Source organism: Mycobacterium sp. TY815, assembly GCF_030755135.1.
In the GTDB taxonomy this organism is placed as follows: domain Bacteria; phylum Actinomycetota; class Actinomycetes; order Mycobacteriales; family Mycobacteriaceae; genus Mycobacterium.
Genome location: NZ_JAUFRX010000001.1, coordinates 673,108 through 694,473 on the forward strand (window position 1 = coordinate 673,108; position 21,366 = coordinate 694,473).

General features: G+C 70.3%; 7 protein-coding genes. 6 read left to right on the top strand and 1 reads right to left on the bottom strand.

The window, feature by feature from the left end; translation table 11 throughout:
* Positions 1-25 precede the first annotated feature (25 nt).
* The 3 genes from QXK92_RS02815 to QXK92_RS02825 are packed head-to-tail and all read left to right on the top strand — an operon-like array spanning position 26 to position 16,631.
* Positions 26-12,433, top strand: a complete 12,408-nt coding sequence (locus QXK92_RS02815) for a type I polyketide synthase (RefSeq protein ID WP_306240147.1) — start codon at positions 26-28, stop codon at positions 12,431-12,433.
* 13 nt (positions 12,434-12,446) lie between these two features.
* Complete coding sequence (locus QXK92_RS02820; RefSeq protein WP_306240148.1) at positions 12,447-14,999, top strand: PEP-utilizing enzyme; 2,553 nt, start codon at positions 12,447-12,449, stop codon at positions 14,997-14,999.
* 48 nt (positions 15,000-15,047) lie between these two features.
* Positions 15,048-16,631, top strand: a complete 1,584-nt coding sequence (locus QXK92_RS02825; protein ID WP_306240149.1) for a PE family protein — start codon at positions 15,048-15,050, stop codon at positions 16,629-16,631.
* A gap of 19 nt (positions 16,632-16,650) precedes the next feature.
* Here the strand turns inward: QXK92_RS02825 and QXK92_RS02830 are convergent, their stop codons facing one another.
* A complete protein-coding gene (locus QXK92_RS02830) occupies positions 16,651-17,268 on the bottom strand; it encodes a hypothetical protein (RefSeq protein WP_306240150.1) in 618 nt (205 codons plus the stop codon).
* Positions 17,269-17,346: 78 nt separating this feature from the next.
* Between QXK92_RS02830 and QXK92_RS02835 the strand changes: the two genes are divergently transcribed.
* The 3 genes from QXK92_RS02835 to QXK92_RS02845 are packed head-to-tail and all read left to right on the top strand — an operon-like array spanning position 17,347 to position 21,364.
* Complete coding sequence (locus QXK92_RS02835) at positions 17,347-18,852, top strand: carboxylesterase/lipase family protein (protein WP_306240151.1); 1,506 nt, start codon at positions 17,347-17,349, stop codon at positions 18,850-18,852.
* 17 nt (positions 18,853-18,869) lie between these two features.
* Positions 18,870-20,879, top strand: coding sequence for a phosphotransferase (locus QXK92_RS02840; RefSeq protein ID WP_306240152.1), 2,010 nt, complete (start codon positions 18,870-18,872; stop codon positions 20,877-20,879).
* Positions 20,876-21,364, top strand: a complete 489-nt coding sequence (locus QXK92_RS02845; protein WP_306240153.1) for a gluconokinase — start codon at positions 20,876-20,878, stop codon at positions 21,362-21,364. Before QXK92_RS02840 ends, QXK92_RS02845 begins: the two co-directional genes overlap by 4 nt.
* The last annotated feature ends 2 nt before the right edge of the window (positions 21,365-21,366 follow it).

The window sequence follows — 21,366 nt, forward strand, 5'->3', positions numbered from 1 at the left end:
GACCAAATTAGGCGAGGGGTTAGTAATGAGTGATCAGCTCCAGCATGCGACTGAAGCATTGCGGAAAGCGCTGGTCCAGGTAGAACGCCTGAAGAAGACCAACCGTGCGCTGCTGGAGCGGACCAGCGAGCCGATCGCCATCGTCGGAATGTCCTGCCGATTCCCGGGCGGCGTCGACTCCCCGGACAGCCTGTGGCAAATGGTGGCCGACGGCCGCGACGTGATCGCCGAGTTCCCCACCGACCGCGGCTGGGATGTCGGTCAGCTGTTCGATCCCGACCCGGACGCGGCGCACAAGACCTACGCGAACACCGGCGGTTTCGTCGACGGAGTCGGCGACTTCGATGCCGCCTTCTTCGGTATCGCGCCCAGCGAGGCCCTGGCGATGGATCCCCAGCACCGGATGCTGCTGGAGCTGTCCTGGGAAGCCCTGGAACGGGCCGGAATCGATCCCGCCGCATTGCGGGGCAGCGCCACCGGTGTGTTTGCCGGAATCATCGCCCAGGGCTACGGAATGTTTGCTGAGGAGATCGAGGGCTACCGGCTTACCGGGATGACGTCCAGCGTCGCCTCCGGCCGGGTGTCCTATGTGCTGGGTCTGGAAGGCCCGGCGGTCTCGGTGGACACGGCGTGTTCGTCCTCATTGGTCGCGCTGCACATGGCGGTGCAGTCGTTGCGGTCGGGGGAGTGCGACCTGGCGCTGGCCGGTGGCGCGACCGTCAACGCCACCCCGACGGTTTTCGTCGAGTTCAGCCGGCACCGGGGCCTGGCTCCGGACGGCCGGTGCAAGGCCTACGCGGGCGCAGCCGACGGAGTGGGATGGTCCGAGGGCGGCGCCATCGTTGTGGTGGAACGACTTTCGGATGCGCGGCGACTGGGTCATCCCGTGCTGGCGGTGGTCCGGGGCACGGCGGTGAACCAGGACGGCGCCTCCAATGGGCTGACCGCACCCAACGGTCCTTCCCAGCAGCGAGTGGTGCGCGCAGCGCTGGCCAACGCCGGGCTGTCCGCGATCGACGTCGACGTGGTCGAGGGCCACGGCACCGGCACGACGCTCGGCGACCCGATCGAGGCACAGGCGTTGCTGGCGACCTACGGGCAGGGGCGCGCGGAAGCCGGACGCCAGCCGCTCTGGCTCGGTTCGATCAAGTCGAACATGGGCCACACGCAGGCCGCGGCCGGTGTCGCCGGTGTGATCAAGATGGTGCAGGCCATGCGCCACGAGGTGTTGCCGGCGACCCTGCACGTGGATGTGCCGTCGCCGCATGTGGATTGGTCGGCGGGGTCGGTGGAGTTGTTGGCCCAGCCCCAGCCGTGGAAGACCGAGCCGGCCCGGGCCCGCCGCGCGGCGGTGTCGTCGTTCGGGATCAGCGGCACGAACGCGCACGTGATCATCGAGTCCGCCCCGTCCGACCAGCCGCGCGAGAACGTCGCCCCGCGCCCGGCAGTGTCCTGGACGATCTCGGCCAAATCAGCCTCCGCGTTGACCGCGCAGGCGGCCCGACTGGCCGAATACATCGGCGCGCATGAGGATCTGGACCTCGCTGACGTGGCCTGGTCACTGGCGGGCCGCACCCCCTTCGAGCATCGGGCCGTCATCGTCGGCGGCGACCGCGACCGCCTGCTGAACGGACTGGCGGCGCTGGCCGCCGACGCGCCGGGTGACTTCATCCGTGGTGTCGCCCAGCCTGTCGGCAAGACCGTCTTCGTCTTCCCCGGCCAGGGTTCCCAGTGGGCAGGTATGGCCGTCGAATTGCTGGACACCGCACCGGTATTCGCGCGGCAGATCCAAGCGTGCGCCGAGACCTTCGCCGAATTCGTCGACTGGTCGCTGATCGACGTGCTTCGTGGCACACCCGGCGCCCCCGGGCTGGACCGCGTCGACGTGGTGCAACCGGTGCTGTTCGCGGTGATGGTGTCGCTGGCCGAGTTATGGCGCTCGATCGGGGTGCGCCCGGATGCCGTCATCGGTCACTCCCAGGGCGAGATCGCCGCGGCCTGTGTCGCCGGCGCGCTGTCGTTGCGCGACGCCGCCAAGGTGGTCACCCTGCGCAGCAAGCTACTGACCGGTCTGGCCGGGCCGGGCGGCATGCTCTCGATCGCGTGCGGTGCCGATCAGGCCCGGGAGTTGTTGGCGCCCTTCGGTGATCGGCTCGACATCGCTGCCGTCAACGGACCCTCCGCGGTCGTGGTCTCCGGCGACGTCGCCGCGCTCGACGAGCTCAGTGCGAACTGCGTCGAGCGGGAGTTGCGGGTGCGCCGGATCGAGGTGGACTATGCGTCGCATTCGGCCGAGGTCGAGGCGATCCGCGCCGAACTCACCGAGGTGCTGGCCGACCTGGAGCCGTCGTCGTCCCGGATCGCCTTCTTCTCCACGGTGACCGGAAGTCGTTTCGACACAGCCGGTTTGGACGCCGAGTACTGGTACCGCAATATCCGCCAGACCGTGCAGCTCGACCAGGCGGTCCGCAGCGCCTGCGAGCACGGGTACCGGGTGTTCATCGAATCCAGTCCGCATCCGGCGCTGATCGCCGGCATCGAGGGCGCCGCGGGCGCCTGCGGCACCGAAGCGGTGGTGGTCCCCACCCTGGGTCGCGACGACGGCGGACTGCAGCGTTTCCTGTCCTCGGCCGCTACCGCCTTCGTCGCCGGTGTGGCGGTGAACTGGCGCGGTCTGCTGGACGGAGCCGGGTTCGTCGAACTGCCCACATACGCCTTCGACAAACGCCGGTTCTGGCTGTCCAGCGAGGGCACGGCCGCCGACGCCTCCGGCCTGGGACTGGCCGCCAGCGAGCACCCGTTGCTGCGCGCGGTGGTGGAGTTGCCCGATTCGGGTGGCGTCGTGCTGACCGGCCGGCTGTCACCGAGCGTCCAGGCATGGCTGGCCGACCACGCCGTGTCCGGCATGGTGGTGTTCCCGGGCACCGGCTTCGTCGAACTGGCCATCCGCGCCGGCGACGAGGTGGGCTGTTCGGTGGTCGACGAGTTGACATTGCGCTCACCCCTGGTGATACCGGCCTCGGGATCCGTTGCGGTACAGGTGATCGTGGGAGCGGCCGCCGATGAGACCGGGCAGCGCGGTGTCTCGATCTACTCGCACGCCGACATCGACGGCGGCTCGGTGTGGGTGTGCCATGCCGAGGGAACACTGCGTTCGGGCACCGTGGAACCCGGTGCGGATCTGTCGGTGTGGCCGCCGCAAGGCGCCGTCGCCATCGACCTGACCGGTGGCTACGAGCGGCTCGCCGAACACGGGTACGGCTACGGCCCGGCGTTCCGCGGGTTGACCGCGTTGTGGTCGCGTGGCCAGGAGTTGTTCGCCGAGGTGACGCTGCCGGAGAAGGCCGGCGGCTCGGCCTCGTACGGGGCGCATCCCGCGTTGCTCGACGCGGCGCTGCACGCCGCGGTACTGGCCAATCCCGCGGCCGAACTCGTGCTGCCGTTCTCGTGGCAGGGTGTGACGCTGCACGCGGCGGGCGCCTCGGCGGTACGGGCGCGGATCGCGCCCGTCGGCGAGTCCGCGGTCTCGGTCGAACTGGCCGACGGCCTGGGCTTGCCGGTGCTCTCGGTCGCTGCCATGGTGGCCCGCCCGGTGAACGAGAAGCGGCTGCGGGCAGCGCTTTCCGGCTCTGGCCCGGACCGGCTCTTCGAACTCGTGTGGACGCCGGCGACATCCGCCGCCGCGGCCGCCAAGGCACCTTACGAGGTTTTCGAATCCGAGGTCACTGGCGAGGATCCGGTCACGGCAAGCTACGAACGCACGCACCGCGCCCTGGCCGCGGTCCAGTCGTGGCTGGCCGAGCACGAGACGGGTGTGCTCGTCGTGGCGACCCGCGGCGCCATGGCGCTGCCGGCCGAGGACGTCAGCGACCTGGCGGGCGCGGCGGTCTGGGGCCTGGTGCGCTCGGCGCAGACCGAGAACCCCGGCCGCCTGGTGCTGATCGATTCCGATGCGCCACTGGATGATTCGACGCTGTCCGCGGCGCTGGCGGTGGGTGAGCCGCAACTGTTGGTGCGTGCGGGGCAGATTTACACCCCGCGGGTTCGCGGCAGCCGCGCGGTGGACCAGATTCTGGACCCGCCCGGTGACGGCCCGTGGCGGCTCGGCCTGAGCAGCGCGGGCACCTTCGAGAACCTGCGCCTGGAGCCGGTGCCCAACGCCGGCGCCCCGCTGGAACCCGGCTACGTCCGCGTCGCGCTGCACGCCATCGCGGCCAACTTCCGCGACATCATGATCACGCTCGGCATGTTCACCCACGAGGCGCTGCTGGGTGGCGAGGGTGCCGGCGTGGTCGTCGAGGTCGGACCCGGCGTCACCGAATTCGCGGTCGGTGACTCGGTATACGGCTTCTTCCCCGACACCAGCGGCACCCTGGTTCCCGGCGATGTCCGGTTGCTGCTGCCGATGCCCTCGGACTGGTCGTACGCCGAAGCCGCCGCCATCTCAGCCGTTTTCACCACGGCCTGGTTCGCGTTCATCGACCTGGCAGCCGCCAAGCCGGGGCAGCGGGTATTGATCCATGCCGCCGCCGGCGGTGTCGGCATGGCGGCCACCCAGCTGGCCCGCCACCTGGGGCTGGAAGTGTTCGGCACCGCCAGCAAAGGCAAGTGGGACACCCTGCGCGCCATGGGCTTTGACGAGGACCACATCTCCGACTCGCGCAGCCTGGACTTCGAGGAGAAGTTCCGGGCCGTCACCGGCGGGGCGGGCATGGATATCGTGCTCGACTCGCTGGCGGGCGAATTCGTGGACGCCTCATTGCGTCTGGTCGCCCCCGGCGGGGTGTTCCTGGAGATGGGCAAGACCGACATCCGCGACCCCGGGGTGATCGCCCAGCAATACCCGGGCGTGCGCTACCGCGCCTTCGACCTCTTCGAGCCCGGTCGTCCGCGCATGCACGAGTACATGCTGGACCTCGCCGAACTCTTCGACTCAGGGGTGTTGCGCCCCTTGCCGGTGACGACGTTCGACATCCGGCGCGCACCGGCGGCGTTGCGCTACCTCAGCCAGGCCCGTCACATCGGCAAGGTCGTCATGACCCTTCCGGGCCTATGGGCCCGCGGCACCGTCTTGATCACCGGCGGCACCGGCATGGCGGGTTCGGCGCTGGCCCGCCACGTGGTGACCCAGCACGGCGTTCGCAACCTGGTGCTGCTCAGCCGGCGCGGACCGGACGCGCCCGGCGCGGCGGAGTTGATCGCCGAACTCGAGGCGGCCGGCGCCCAGGCGCAGGTGGCGGCGTGCGACGCTTCCGACCGCCCGGCGCTGGCCAAGGTGATCGCCGACATTCCGGTGCAGCGGCCGCTGTCCGCGGTCATTCACGCCGCCGGCGTGCTCGACGACACCGTGGTGACGTCGCTGACACCCGATCGGATCGACTCGGTGCTGCGGGCCAAAGTGGACGCGGCCTGGAACCTGCACGAATTGACCGCCGACCTGAATGTCTCTGCCTTCGTGATGTTTTCGTCGATGGCCGGTCTGGTCGGTTCCTCGGGACAGGCGAACTATTCGGCCGCCAACTGTTTCCTGGACGGCCTGGCGGCCCACCGGCGGGCACACGGCAAGCCGGCGATATCACTGGGCTGGGGACTGTGGGAACAGGCCAGCGCCATGACCGGCGGGCTGGACGAAGCCGACCTGGCCCGGTTGGGCCGCGAAGGCGTGCTGGCCCTGTCGTCACACGAGGCGCTGGAACTGTTCGACACCGCGCTGATCGTCGACGAGCCTTTCCTGGCGCCGGCCCGCATCGATCTCGCCGCGTTGCGTGCCCACGCGGTCGCCGTGCCGCCGATGTTCCGCGACCTCGTCACCGCGCCGACACGGCGGCAGGTCGACGAGTCGCTGGCCGCTGCGAAGTCGAAATCGGCTCTCGCGCAACGGTTGCACGGCTTGCCGGAGGCCGAGCAGCACGCCCTGTTACTCGACCTGGTGCGCTCCCACATCGCCACGGTGCTGGGCAACGTCGCGCCGGAGGCAATCGATCCCGATAAAGCGTTCCAGGACTTGGGCTTCGACTCGCTGACCGCGGTCGAGATGCGCAACCGGCTCAAGTCGGCCACCGGACTGTCGCTGTCACCCACTCTGATCTTCGACTACCCGACCCCGAGCGGCCTGGCCACCTACATCCGTACCGAACTGGCCGGGGTGCCGCAGGAGATCACCCACGGCCCGGTCGCCCGCATCACCGGTGCAGACCAGATCGCGATCGTGGGCATGTCGTGCCGCTACCCCGGCGGGGTGAATTCACCTGAAGACCTGTGGCAGATGGTGTTTCAGGGCCGTGACGTGCTCTCGGACTTCCCGGTCGACCGCGGCTGGGACCTGGGCGGACTGTACAACGCCGATCCCGACGTCGCCGGCACCTGCTACACCCGCACCGGCGGTTTCGTGGACGGCGTAGCCGATTTCGACCCCGCCTTCTTCGGGATCGCGCCCAGCGAAGCGCTGGCGATGGACCCGCAGCAGCGCCTCTACCTCGAGCTGTCCTGGGAAGCCCTGGAACGGGCCGGCATCGAGCCGGGCTCGCTGCGCGGCAGCGCAACCGGCGTGTTCGCCGGGGTGTACACACAGGGGTACGGGATCGGCGCCGCGCAGGCGGCCGAAGGCTTCCGGTTGACCGGCCAGTCGTCCAGCGTCGCCTCGGGCCGGGTGGCATACGTGCTCGGGCTGGAAGGTCCGGCGGTGTCGGTGGACACCGCATGCTCCTCGTCGCTGGTGGCGTTGCACATGGCCGTGCAGTCGCTGCGGTCGGGGGAATGCGACCTGGCACTGGCCGGCGGTGTGACCATCAACGCCACGCCCGACATCTTCATCGAGTTCAGCCGCATGCGGGGCCTGTCGGCCGATGGCCGATGCAAGGCCTTCGCAGGTGCCGCCGATGGCACCGGATTCTCCGAGGGCGGCGGAATGCTGGTCGTGGAACGGCTTTCCGATGCCCAGCGGCTGGGACACCCGGTACTGGCTCTGGTACGCGGGTCGGCGATCAACCAGGACGGCGCGTCCAACGGGCTGACGGCGCCCAACGGTCCCTCCCAGCAGCGGGTGGTGCGCGCCGCGCTGGCCAACGCGGGCCTGGCCGCGAGCGAAGTGGATGCCGTCGAGGGTCACGGCACCGGCACCATGCTGGGCGACCCCATTGAGGCGCAGGCGTTGCTGGCAACCTACGGGCAGGGACGCAACCAGCCGTTGTGGCTGGGTTCGATCAAGTCCAACATGGGCCACACCCAGGCCGCCGCCGGTGTCGCCGGGGTGATCAAGATGGTGCAGGCGATGCGGCACCAGTTGCTGCCGGCCACGCTGCATGTCGACGCGCCGAGCCCGCACGTGGACTGGTCGACGGGATCGGTTGCGCTGCTGACGGAGCCACAGCCGTGGCCGGACGAACCGGCCCGGGCCCGGCGCGCAGGTGTGTCGTCGTTCGGGATCAGCGGAACCAACGCACACGTGATCATCGAATCAGGACCCGCCGCGCCCGCAGCCGCACCTGCGGGCCCGAAACCCGCTGTGCTGCCGTGGGTCGTCTCCGCCAAGTCCGCCGCGGCATTGCGCACCCAGGCAGGCCGGCTCGCCGAATACCTGGGCCGGCACGACGAACTCGCGGCCGTCGACGTCGGCTGGTCCCTGGCGGGCCGGTCGTCGTTCGAGCACCGCGCCGTCGTCGTCGGCAGCGACCGGGACGCGTTGCTCAGCGGATTGGCGGAGCTCGCCGGTGACGATCCCGGCACGGTCATCCGCGGAGTGGCACAGCCGGGCGGCAAGACCGTCTTCGTCTTCCCCGGCCAGGGGTCCCAGCTGCTGGGCATGGGAATGGGCCTGCATGCGACGTACCCGGTGTTCGCCGAGGCGTTCAACACCGTCGTCGGCGAACTGGACCGTCACCTGCTGCGGCCACTGCGCGAGGTGATGTGGGGCCACGACGAAAGTGTGCTCAACACCACGGAATTCGCCCAGCCGGCGTTGTTCGCGGTGGAGGTCGCGTTGTTCCGGCTGCTGGAGTCCTGGGGCGTGCGGCCCGACTTCGTGATGGGGCACTCCGTCGGTGAGCTGTCCGCCGCGCACGTGTCCGGTGTGCTGTCGCTGGAGAACGCCGCCGTGCTGGTCGCCGCACGCGGACGGTTCATGCAGCGGCTGCCGTCCGGTGGCGCCATGGTCGCCGTGCAGGCCACCGAGGACGAGGTACAGCCGCTGCTGACCCCGGAGGTCAGCATCGCCGCGGTCAATGGGCCGGCCTCGCTGGTCATTTCGGGTGCCGAGGATGCGGTGCTCCGGGCCGCCGAGCAGCTGCGCGCCGAGGGCCGCCGGGTGCACCAGCTCGCGGTGTCCCATGCCTTCCATTCGCCGCTGATGGATCCGATGATCGACGAGTTCGGCGCGGTCGCGGCCGGACTGCCCATCGGATCACCCACGATCCCGGTCATCTCGAACCTGACCGGTCAGCCGGCCGGCGACGACTTCGCCTCGGCGGCCTACTGGAAGCGCCACGTGCGGGAAGCGGTGCGCTTCGCCGACAGCATCCGATTCGCGCAATCAGCAGGCGCGACAAGGTTTCTGGAGGTCGGCCCGAGCGGTGGCCTGACCGCGTCGATCGACGAGTCGCTGCCCGATGTCGCGGTCACGACAAGCTTTGCGCTGCGCAAGGACCGGCCCGAACCCACCACACTGACCAACGCCGTGGCGCAGATGCACGTTGCGGGTGCTCCGGTGGACTGGCGGGCCGTGCTGGGCCCGGCGAACTTCGTGGAATTGCCGACGTACGCCTTCGAGCGACGCCGCTTCTGGTTGTCCACCGGCAGTGCCGCCGTCGACCCCGAGGGCCTGGGCCTGGCGTCCGGCGATCACGCACTGCTGGGTGCCGTGGTCGACCTGCCGTCCTCGGGCGGTGTCGTGCTGACCGGCCGGCTGTCGGCGGCGACGCACGGCTGGTTGCGCGACCATGCGGTCGGTGGCGTCTCGATATTCCCCGGCGCAGGCTTCGTGGAACTGGCCATTCGCGCCGGTGACGAGGTCGGCTGCACGACGGTCGACGAACTCACCCTGGCGGCGCCGCTGATTCTGCCCGGATCCGGCTCGGTCGCGGTGCAAGTCGTCGTCGATGCCGCCGATGACTCGGGATCCCGCGGCGTATCGGTGTTCTCGCGGGCCGAAAGCGGCTGGCTGCTGCACGCCGAGGGCTCGGTGAGTTCCGCGGCCGCGCAACCGGTCTCGGACCTGTCGACGTGGCCGCCGGCGGGCGCCGCCCCGGTGGATGTCACCGGAATGTACGAGAGCCTGGCCGAGCGCGGGTACGGTTACGGCCCGGCCTTCCAGGGGCTGTCCGCGGTTTGGCGGCGCGGTGACGACCTCTATGCCGAGGTGAATCTGCCCGACACGGCGGGCTTGTCGCCCGCGGGATTCGGCGTGCACCCGGTGGTGCTGGATGCCGCGCTACACGCGATCATCGTGGCCGCCGACGAGGACCGCAGCGACGGCGTGCTGGTGCCGTTCGCCTGGCAGGGTGTGTGCCTGCACGCGGCGGGTGCATCGGCGGTGCGGGCCCGCATCACGCCCACCGGACCGTCGTCGGTGTCGGTGGAGTTGACGGATGCGCTGGGCCTTCCGGTCCTGTCGGTCGCCTCGATGGTGGCCCGCCCGGTGACCGAGCAGCAGCTCAAGGCCGCCCTGGCCGGCTCGGCCGGCGACCGGCTCTTCGAGGTGAACTGGGCACCGGCACCGGCAGCAGGAGCGACAAGCACTCCGCCCTACCAGGTCTTCGAGTCCGATCCGGTCGCGGGTGACACGCTGGCCGGGGTCTACACCGCCACCCATCGCGCGCTGGCGGCCGTGCAGGCCTGGCTGGCCGAGCACGACTCGGGAGTGCTGGTGGTGTCGACATACGGTGCGATGGCACTGCCCGGTGAGAGCATCACCGATCTGGCCGGCGCTGCGGTCTGGGGCCTGGTCCGTTCGGCTCAGACCGAACACCCCGGCCGCATCGTACTGGTGGACACCGATGTGCCGATCGCCGAAGACGAGGCGGCAGTGGTTCTGGCGGTCGGTGAGCCACAAGTGTTGTTGCGCAACGGCACGGCGCACATCGCCCGCGTGCACGGCAGCCGCGCGGTGCGCGGCTTGCTGGCGCCCCCGGGTGACGGTCCGTGGCGATTGGGCATGAGTACCCCGGGTACGTTCGAAAACCTGCGTATGGAGCGCATTCCCGACGCGGACGCACCGCTGGGTCCGCGGCAGGTGCGCATCGCGACCAGCGCCATGGCCGCCAACTTCCGCGACGTCATGATCGCCCTCGGCCTCTATCCTGACGAAGCTGCCGCCATGGGAGTCGAGGCGTCCGGAACGATCATCGAAACCGCGTCGGACGCCGGTCTTTTCGCGGTCGGCGAGCGGGTGACGGGGCTGTTCCCGGAAGGAACCGGGGCCGTGGCGACCACCGACGAGCGGTTGCTGATCAGGATCCCGGCCGGCTGGTCGGACACCGACGCGGCCACCGCGCCGGTCGTCTTCGCCACCGCGTACTACGCGCTGAAGGTCCTGGCGGACGTGCAGCCCGGACAGCGGCTGCTGGTGCACGCGGCCGCCGGCGGCGTGGGTATGGCGGCCGTCCAGCTGGCCCGGCACTGGGGCGTCGAGGTGTTCGCCACCGCCAGCAAGGGCAAGTGGGACACGCTGCGTGCCATGGGCTTTGACGATGCTCACATCGGCGACTCGCGCACCCTGGACTTCGAGGACACCTTCCGCGCCGCCACCGGCGGACGCGGTGTGGACGTGGTGCTGGATTCACTGGCCGGCGACTTCGTTGACGCGTCGCTGCGGCTGGTGGCCCCGGGTGGGGTGTTCCTCGAAATGGGCAAGACCGACATCCGCGACGCCGCCGAGATCGCCGAACAGGGCGTGCGCTACCGCGCCTTCGACCTCTTCGAGGCCGGGCCCGACCACATTCAGCGGATGCTCGCGGAGCTGGCCGAACTGTTCGCTGCCGGAGTGCTCAAGCCGCTGCCGGCCACGGTGTTCGACGTGCGGCGCGCGGCGGCGGCCCTGCGCTACCTCAGCCAGGCCCGCCATGTCGGCAAGGTCGTCATGACCATGGATTCCGCTCTGGGCGACGGCACCGTTCTGGTCACCGGCGGCACCGGCATGGCCGGCTCGGCGCTGGCGCGGCATCTGGTGCACCGGCACCAGGTGCGTCGGTTGGTGTTGCTGAGTCGTCGCGGGCCGGACGCGCCCGGCGCCGACGAGCTGACCGCAGAGTTGACCGCCGCCGGCGCAACCGTGCGGGTGGTCGCCTGCGACGCGGCAGACCGCGCGGCGCTGGCCACGGTGATCGCCGACATCCAGGAACACCGGCCGCTCTCGGCGGTGATCCACGCGGCGGGCACACTCGACGACGCGGTGGTCACGTCGTTGACCCCGGAGCGGGTCGACGCGGCGCTGCGGGCCAAGGTAGATGCCGCGTGGAACCTGCACGAGCTGACCCGCGACCTGAAACTGTCCGCCTTCGTGATGTTTTCGTCGATCGCGGGGCTGGCCGGCGCGTCCGGGCAGGCCAACTACGCCGCCGGAAACTCGTTCCTGGACGCGCTGGCTCTGCACCGCCAGCAGCACGGGCTGCCGGCCGTCTCACTCGGCTGGGGGCTGTGGGATCAGGCCAGCAGCATGACCGGCGCGCTGGGTGCGGCCGATCTCGCCCGGTTCGCCCGCGACGGCATCGTGGCGATGGGTTCGGAGGAAGCGCTCGAACTGCTCGACACCGCCTTGGCTGTCAACGAGCCGTTCTTGCTGCCGGCCCACATCGACCTGGTGGCCCTGCGCGCCAAGTTCGACGCCGGGACCTTGCCGCCGATGTTCGTGGACCTGATCAACGCGCCGGCGCGCCGGCAGGTCGACGACTCGCTGGCCGCAGCCAAGTCCAAGTCGGCACTGCTGGGTCGGCTGGAAGGGCTGGACGAGGAGGAGCAGCACGCGGTGCTGCTGGACCTGGTGCGCTCGCACATCGCCACCGTGCTGGGCAACACCACGCCCGAGGCCATCGACCCCGACCGGGCGTTCCAGGAATTGGGCTTCGATTCCCTGACGGCGGTTGAGATGCGTAACCGGCTCAAAGCCGCTACCGGCCTGGCACTTTCGCCGACGCTGATCTTCGATTACCCGAACTCGGCGGCGCTGGCCGGCTACTTCCACCAAGAATTGCTCGGAACTGTGCACCCGGACGCACAGCCCGCGGCGGCGCCAGGGGAAGAGGAACTGCGGCGCGTGGTGGCGTCCATCCCGGTCAAGCGGCTGCGGCAGGCCGGTGTGCTGGACCTGCTGCTGGCGCTGGCCAACGAGCACGACGGCGACCGCAGCGGCGCGACACCGCAGGACGAGTCGGCCGGAAAGGACCTCGCGGACATGGACCTCGACGACCTGGTCAATGCGGCCTTCATGGACGACGACGAGTAGCGTGCCCGAGCCTATGAAGATCGCCGTTACCGGCGCCGCCGGCGTGCTCGGCCGTGGCCTGGTCGCCCGGCTGCTGACCCAGGGGCACGACGTCACCGGCATCGACCGGATTCGCCCCGAAAGCTGGCCCAGCGCGGCCCGTTTCGTCGCTGCGGACATCCGGGACGCCGAAGCGGTTCGCCACGCCATCACCGGCGCGCATGCGGTCGCCCACTGCGAACCGGCGCGGGGCGCAGACGATATCCAGGGCGTCGCCAACCTGCTGGCGGCCATGGCCGAAGCCGGCACCGGGCGCGTCGTCTTCGGCTCCAGCGCGCAGGTCTACGGTGCGGCTGCACGGCCGGTGACCGAAGACGGGCCGCTGCACCCGGCGACTCCCGAGGGGCGATACTCGGCTCGGGTGGAGCGGATGCTGGCCGACTCCGGTTTCGAGTGGGTGGCGATCCGCCTTCCGCTTGTCGTGGGCCGTAGTGTCGACGACCGGTTGCGTGCGCTCGCGGCACTGCCGGTGCTGTTCACCGCGCCCGGATCAGACCACCTTCAGGTGGTGCACACCGACGACGCGCTGCGGCTGTTGAACCAAGCCGTCCTGCAAGACGAAATCATCAGCGGCGCAGTGAATCTCGCGGCACCAGGTGCTGCAACGGTACGTCAGCTGGCCGCGGTGCTGCGTCGGCCGACGCTGCCACTTGGACCCCGGCTCGCCACCCTGCCGGACATCGCGCTGATGGACACCACCCGGCTGCGCGACGAGTGGCGTTTCGAACCGGCCTGGACCGCACAAGAGTGCCTGGACGACTTCTCGCTCGCGGTGCGTGGCCGGGTCGCGCTGGGCCGCCGAGTGCTGGCACTGCCCTGGCGGTTGGCTCCGATCCAGGACCTTCCCGCGGTCGACACGCCCGCCGATGACGGGGTCGAGCCGAGACTGGCCGGCCCAGAAGCAGAGAACGGCGAGTTCGACACTCCGATCGACCCGCGCTTTCCCACCTTCCTGGCGACCAACCTGTCCGAGGCGCTGCCCGGCCCCTTCTCTCCGTCGTCGGCGTCGGTGACCGTGCGGGGTCTGCGTGCGGGCGGGGTGGGCATAGCCGAGAGGTTGCGACCCGGCGGCGTGGTGCAGAAGGAAATCGCGATGCGCACCGTCGCGGTGTTCGCCCACCGGCTCTACGGCGCCATCACGTCAGCGCATTTCATGGCCGAGACGGTGCCGTTCGCCAAACCCGCCACCATCGTCAGCAACAGCGGTTTCTTCGGTCCCAGCATGGCGTCGCTGCCGATCTTCGGTGAGGAACGCCCGCCCTCCGAGACCAACCCGCTCCGCCGCCGGCTGCGGACGATCCGCAACATCGGCGTGTTCGGGGTGAACCTGGTGGGCCTCAGCGCCGGCTCCCCGCTCGACACCGGCGACTACCGCGACGACATCGACCGACTCGAGCGACTCGTCGGAGACGACGTCACCCTCCTGGACGACCGCCGACTACTGAGCCTGATCCTGCTGGCACGCGACCACGTGGTGCACGGCTGGCTGCTGGCGTCCGGATCGTTCATGCTGTGCGCGGCGTTCAACGTCTTATTGCGCGGACTGTGCGGGCGTGAGACCGCGCCGTCGGCCGGACCGGAACTGGTCAGCGCCCGGTCGGTGGAAGCCGTGCAGCGCCTGGCGGAAGCGGCCCGCCGCGACCCGACCGTGCTGCGGGTGCTCGCCGAACCAGGCGAACGCCTGGCCAAGCTCGCCGTCGAGGCGCCGGAGTTTCACCGCGCGGTGCTCGGCGAACTGGATTTGATGGGACACCGCGGGCCGGCCGAGGTGGAGATGTTGTCTACCAGCTACGCCGACGACCCCGAGCTGCTGATCCGGATGGTCACCAAGGCGTTGAGTGCGCCTGCGGCTCCGGAACCGCAGCACGCACCGATTCCGTTGCGCGCCAAGCCAATCGCTCTACTCGCCGCGCGGCAACTGCGCGACCGCGAGGTGCGCCGCGACCGGATGGTGCGGGCCATCTGGGTGCTGCGTGGACTGCTGCGCGAGTACGGTCGGCGGTTGACCGAGGCCGGCGTGTTCCAGGCCGTCGATGACGTGTTCTATCTGCTGGTCGATGAGCTCGATGCGTTGCCCGCCAATGTCTCCGAGCTGGTGGCGCAACGCCGCGCCGAGCAACGGCGGCTGGTGGCCGTCGTTCCTCCCACCGTGTTCAGCGGCCATTGGGAGCCCACCACATCGGCGCCGGCGGTGCTGGGCGGCGGCGACGCCCTGCGCGGCGTCGGTGTCTGCGGGGGGCGGGTGCGGGGCCGGGTGCGCATCGTGCGGCCCGAGACCATCGACGACCTGCTGCCCGGCGAGATCCTGGTTGCCGAGGTCACCGATGTCGGCTACACGGCCGCGTTCTGTTATGCCGCGGCGGTCGTCACCGAACTCGGCGGTCCCATGTCGCATGCTGCCGTAGTCGCCCGCGAATTCGGCTTCCCTTGCGTCGTCGACGTCCAGGGCGCCACCCGGTCGCTGCCGCAGGGCGCCCTGGTCGAAGTCGACGGCGCCACCGGCGAAATCCGCGTACTGGAGCCCTGACCGCGATACCCTGTGCTTCACATCCGGCAGGACCGGGGGAGGTGCGCAATGTCGTCTGTGGTCGCGGTGCCGGAGCTAATTGCCTCTGCCGCAACAGAGTTGACGAGCATCGGATCAGCGGTCAACGCCGCCAACGCAATTGCCGCACCCGCCACGGCCGATATTCTCGCGGCCGGCGCCGATGAAGTGTCGGCGGCGATCGCGGCACTGTTCGCCCGGCACGCTCTGGGGTATCAGACGCTCGGCGCGCAGGCGCAGGCCTTCCACGTCCAGTTCGTGGACGCGCTCACCGCGGGCGCGGCGTCTTATGCCGGTGCGGAGGCAGCCGCCGCGACCGCTCTGGGCCCCCTCAACGATCTGCTCAACCTGATCAACCTGCCCACCCTATTGCTGCTGGGCCGTCCGCTGATCGGCAACGGCACCAGTGGCGCCGCGGGAACCGGCGCTGACGGCGGGGCCGGCGGTCTGCTGTTCGGTAACGGCGGCTCCGGCGGATCCGGTGGCGGGGCGCACCCGGCCGGCGGAAGGGGCGGCGCCGCCGGCTTGTTCGGCAATGGCGGTGCCGGCGGGGCCGGTGCCGCCGGGGCGGTCGGGGGTACCGGGGGCAACGGCGGCTGGCTCTTCGGCAACGGTGGGGCAGGGGGCGCAGGCGGCGACGCACCGGCCGGCATCGGCGGGCTCGGCGGCGCGGGCGGTCAGGCAATTCTGTTGGGCGCCGGCGGGATCGGTGGCGCGGGCGGACTGGGCGCCGGGGGCGGCGGCAACGGTGGAGCCGGCGGGTGGGGTGGACTGCTGGCCGGTAACGGGGGTGCCGGAGGTGCCGGCGGCATGGCGACCACCGCCGGCAACGGCGGCGTCGGCGGCGCCGGCGGCGGCGCTTGGCTGATCGGCGATGGCGGCGCCGGCGGACTCGGAGCTGCCGCGACGGCTCCGGCCGCGACCGGTGGACTCGGCGGCACCGGCGGTGGCGGCGGCACCGGCGGGTTGTTGTTCGGCAACGGCGGTATCGGAGGCGCGGGCGGCGCCGGGGCGGCCGGCGGCACGGCCGGAACGGGTGGTTTCGGCGGCGACGCGGGGCTGTTCGGCGCCGGCGGTGCCGGCGGTGTGGGCGGAACCGGCGGTGGTCACTTCGGCGAGACCGGCGGGGCCGGCGGCAACGGCGGCGCGGGCGGGGTCATCTTCGGCAACGGCGGCGCGGGCGGGGCAGGCGGAGATGCGCTCGCCCAGGCGGTGGGCGCCGGCGGTGCCGGCGGTCCCGGTGGAAACGGCGGCGCCGCACGGCTGTTCGGCGATGGTGGCACCGGCGGGATGGGCGGGGACGGCGGGCGCGCCGACGGCGCCGGCGACTCCGGGGGAGCCGGTGCCCGGGGTGGCCGCGGCGGAGCGGGCGGCTATCTGTTCGGAAGCGGCGCAGCGGGCGGGCGTGGTGGGGCCGGCGGAGTGGCGGCGAACGGCTCCGGCGGGGCCGGCGGGGCCGGCGGCGACGGCGGATCCACCACCCTGATCGGTGACGGCGGAAACGGCGGCAGCGGTGGGCCCGGCGGAACGGGCACGCCCGCGGGCGCCGTCGGCGTCGGCGGCAGCGGTGGTGTGGGCGGCCTACTGTTCGGCAGCAACGGCACCGCCGGCTGAGCCGGAACCGTTGCGGCGGTCAGCAGTTGAAGGCGATCCCGACGCCGTCCGGCGGTGGCACCGAGCGTAGGCACCCGTACGGCTGGATGCCGGCTGCACCGAACCGGGCGGCCGACTGGTGGGCGTAATTCACGCACACCAGGCCGCCCTGATCGGCGCGGCACCGGTAGTCGCCGAAGGACAACGAGTTTCCGTCGGCAAGTTCGGCGCCGGTGCCGGCCAGGAACGGCCCCGGATCGGCGCGAGCCGACCCGACCTGCAGGTTGTTGCCGTCGAAGTCGACCCACCCGGCCTGCCAATCCCCGTAGGCCGTGTCCGGCCGGGGTGGGGGATTGGTCAGCGCCACCAGGCAGGACAGCAGGCCGGCGGTGTGCTTGACGTCTGTCGTGCATCTGGCTTTGCCGCCGGGCGCACTGAACGCGACATTCCCGTCGAGCTGGTAGCGCGCCGGATCGCCCGGATGACCGGCTTCGATCCAGGCGATGACGCCGGTGATGGGCGCTCCGGATGTCGGGGCGGCCGACGAAGGCGGCGCCTTCTGGGTAGCGGGAGCCGGCGGCTGCGCGGACATACCGCCGCCGGTGTGCGAGCAGCCGGCAACCAGTATCGGGATGGCGACCAGCTCGGCGATCCGCATGCCGTCAGGCTAACCGCCGCAACCCGCATTTTGGCGCTGCGCGCGCCGTCCCGTCGGTGCGTCGGTTAACGTCGAGTTATGCATGAGCGCATCGTCCGCGCCCGCACCACCGCCGGTACCGTCGAAGGCTTCACCCGCGACGGGGTCAATCGCTGGCGCTCGATCCCCTATGCCCGGCCGCCGGTGGGTCCCTTGCGCTACCGTGCACCGCAGCCCGTCCAGCCCTGGTCAGGGGTGCGGCACTGTCACGGATTCGCCAACTGCGCCCCCCAGCAACGCCGCTACACCATGCTCGGGGTCGGGCGATACCAGCCGATGAGCGAGGACTGTCTGACCCTTAACGTCGTCACTCCCGAAGAAGGCGCGGCCGAACCGTTGCCCGTGATGGTGTTCATCCACGGTGGGGGCTACATCCTGGGCAGTTCGGCCACTCCGCTGTACGACGGTGCCGCACTGGCTCGCCGCGGCTGCGTGTACGTGTCGGTGAACTACCGGCTCGGCGCCCTCGGGTGCCTGGACCTGTCGTCGTTGTCGACTCAGGACGTCACCATCGACGGCAACCTGTACCTGCGCGACCTGGTGATGGCCTTGCGCTGGGTCAGGGAAAACATCGCCAACTTCGGCGGTGACCCCGACAACGTCACCATCTTCGGTGAGAGCGCCGGTGCGCATATCACCGCGACGCTGCTGGCGGTGCCCGACGCGGCGGGTCTTTTCCACCGGGCGATCTCGGAGAGCCCGGCGGCCGGCATGACACGGTCGACGGAGGTGGCCGCCGAATTCGCGGCACGGTTCGCCGAAATGCTGGGTGCGCGCAGCAAGGACGCGGCCAACGCGGTGATGCGGGCACCGGCAGCGCAACTTATCGAGGCCCAGCACCGGCTGATCGACCAGGGCATGCAGAAACGCCTGGGCGCCTTCCCGATCGGCCCGGTCTTCGGCGACGAGGTGGTGCCGGTCGATCCCGTTGAGGCGATGCGTTCCGGTCAGGCGCACCAGGTGCCCCTGATCGTCGGAACCAACGCCGAGGAAGGGCGTTTGTTCACCCGCTTCCTGGGCATGCTGCCGACCAACAAGGCGATGGTGGAGGCTCTCCTCGCTGAAGTGGAACCCGCTGCGCGGGAACGTATTACGGCGGCATATCCGAAATACCCGAAGCCGGAGGCGTGCATTCAGCTGGGTGGCGACTTCGCGTTCAGCACGGCGGCCTGGCAGATCGCCGAGGCGCACACCCACCACGCGCCCACCTACCTGTACCGCTACGACTACGCCCCGCGAACACTGCAGTGGTCGGGTTTCGGCGCCACGCACGCCACCGAGTTGTTCGCCGTGTTCGACATCTACCGCACCCGGTTCGGCGCGCTGCTCACCGCGGCGGCCGACCGTGGTCCGGCCCTGCGGGTCAGCAACGACGTGCAGCGACGCTGGCGCTCGTTCAGCCGATCCGGCGTACCGGGGGAGGACTGGCCGCGATACACCCACGACGAACGCGCGGTAATGGTCTTCGATCGCAAGTCGCGCATCGAGTTCGACCCGCACCAGCATCGCCGGTTGGCCTGGGACGGCTTCACCCTCGCACGCTGACCTGGCACGCTGACCCCATGGTTTCCAATACCGATCAAGCTATCGAGCAGCCCGGCGATCTCACCGCGGAGTGGCTCACGGCCACCGTGCGCGCGGGTGCCGTCTCCGCCTACACCGCTGAGCGGATCGGCACCGGTCAGATGAGCGAGTGCTACCGCATCGCGCTGAACTACGCCGAACCCGAAGGCAAGCCACGCCCGTCGACGGTGGTGCTCAAGGTCGCCGCGACCGATCCGGTGAGCCGGCAAACCGGCCTGGCGCTCGGTCTCTACGAGCGCGAAGTTCGCTTCTACCACGACATCGCACCCCGCCTGGGCGGGGCGATCGCGCCCTGCTTCCATGCGGCGATCAACATCTCCACCGGCGTGTTCGACCTGCTGCTCGACGACGCCGGGCCAGCCGCCGTCGGTGATGAAATCGCGGGGGCCACAACCGAACAGGCGTTCCTTGCGGTCACCGAGCTGGGCCGCCTGCACGGCCCGCTGCTGGGTGACGCGACGTTGGCCGACGCGCCGTGGCTGAACCGGGACTCGCCGCTCAACCAGGCGATGATCACCCCGCTGTATGCCGGTTTCATCGAGCGGTATGCCGATCAGATCGCGCCCGAACACCGCGCGGTCTGTGAGCGCCTGATAGGCGCGTTCGACGGCTACCTGGCCCAGGAGGCCGCCGGCGGCGGTATCCAGGGTCTGGTACACGGGGACTACCGCCTGGACAACATGCTGTTCGGAGCCCCCGGTGCCAGCCGGGCCCTCACGGTCGTGGACTGGCAGACGGTTTCGTGGGGCCCGGCGTTCACCGACCTGGCCTACTTCGTGGGCTGCGCGCTGCCGACCGAGGATCGTCGCGCACAGTACGACGACTTGCTGCAGGCGTACCACGAGGCGCTCGGTCCGCAGGCTCCGGTGAGCGTGGCCGACGTCCGAGACGGGGTGCGGCATCAGAGTTTCTTCGGGGTGATGATGGCGATCGTGTCGTCGATGCTGGTCGAGCGCACCGAGCGGGGCGATCGGTTGTTCATGACGATGCTGGAGCGCCACTGCCAGCACGTGCTGGACATCGACGCCCTGGCGATCCTGCCGGACGCCGCCGCTCCGGAACCGCTGCGCCCCTCACCCGAGGGCGAAGGAGCCCATCCGTCCACCGACGAACCGCTGTGGAGCGAAAGCTGGTACGCCGACTTCGTCGACGCCGCAGAGGGATTGGGCGGCTGGTTCCGCATCGGTCTGATGCCGAATCAGCAGACGGCGTGGATTCACGCGCTGCTATGCGGACCCGACGAGGCCACCATCGCCGTCGACTACCAGATACCGCTACCGGCGGATGCCTGGACGGCGCAGGCCGACGGCATCAACCTCGCCCACACCAGCGGCACCCCGCTGCAGACCTACCGCGTCGACATCAAGGCCAAAGGCCAGTCCTACCAGGACCCTTCGGCGCTACTGCGCGGCGAACCGGGCGAGCCGGTCGACCTGGCGATGAATCTGGTGTGGACCACCGACGGCATCCCGTATCAGTACCGGTTGACCACGCGCTATGAGATTCCGTGTACCGTCTCGGGCACCGTCACCGTCAAACATGCCCGCTACCAGATTGATTCGGTGCCGGGGCAGCGCGACCACTCGTGGGGGGTGCGCGACTGGTGGTCCATGGACTGGATGTGGACCGCACTGCACCTGCAGGACGGTAGTCATCTGCACGGGGTGCGCATCCAGATCCCCAACACCCCGGCATTCAGCATCGGCTACGCCCAGGACCGCGCCGGCAGCATTACCGATCTGACGACGGTGGACATCCGGGAAGCTTTCAGCGCCAACGGGTTACCCGAAAACCAGGTTCTGGAACTCGCCCCCGTCGGCATCACCGCGGAGGTGAATATCCGCGCGCACGCGCCGGTCCGGTTGGTGGGCCCCGACGGGCGCGTCAGCCAGTTTCCGCGCGCCTGGGTCGACGTCACGACCGCTGACGGCCGCACCGGCGTCGGCTGGATGGAATGGAACCGCAGCCAGGCCGATCAGGGTCAGTGACACGCACAGTCGTCGTGACCGGGGTGTCCGGGTCGGGCAAGTCGACCGTCGGCGCCGCACTGGCCAAGCGGTTGGACGTGCCGTTCGAGGATGCCGACCACCTGCACCCACCCGCCAACATCGCCAAGATGGCCTCGGGTCAACCGCTGACCGACGACGACCGCTTCCCGTGGCTGGACAGGGTCGGGGAGTGGCTGGCCGCGCACCCCGGCGGTGTGATGAGCTGCTCGGCCCTCAAGCGGACATATCGCGACCGGCTGCGGCGGTACAGCCCGTCGGCTTACTTCCTGCACCTTCGCGGACGACCTGACGTCATAGCCCGCCGCTTGGCCGCCAGGCCCGTACACTTCATGCCCGCGAGCCTGCTGCAATCGCAACTCGACACGCTGGAGCCGCTTGACGCCGACGAACCAGGAGTCGCCGTCGACATCGACGATCGCGGTGTGGACGCGATCGTCGATGCCTTTCTGAGCTGGGGCGGCTAAGA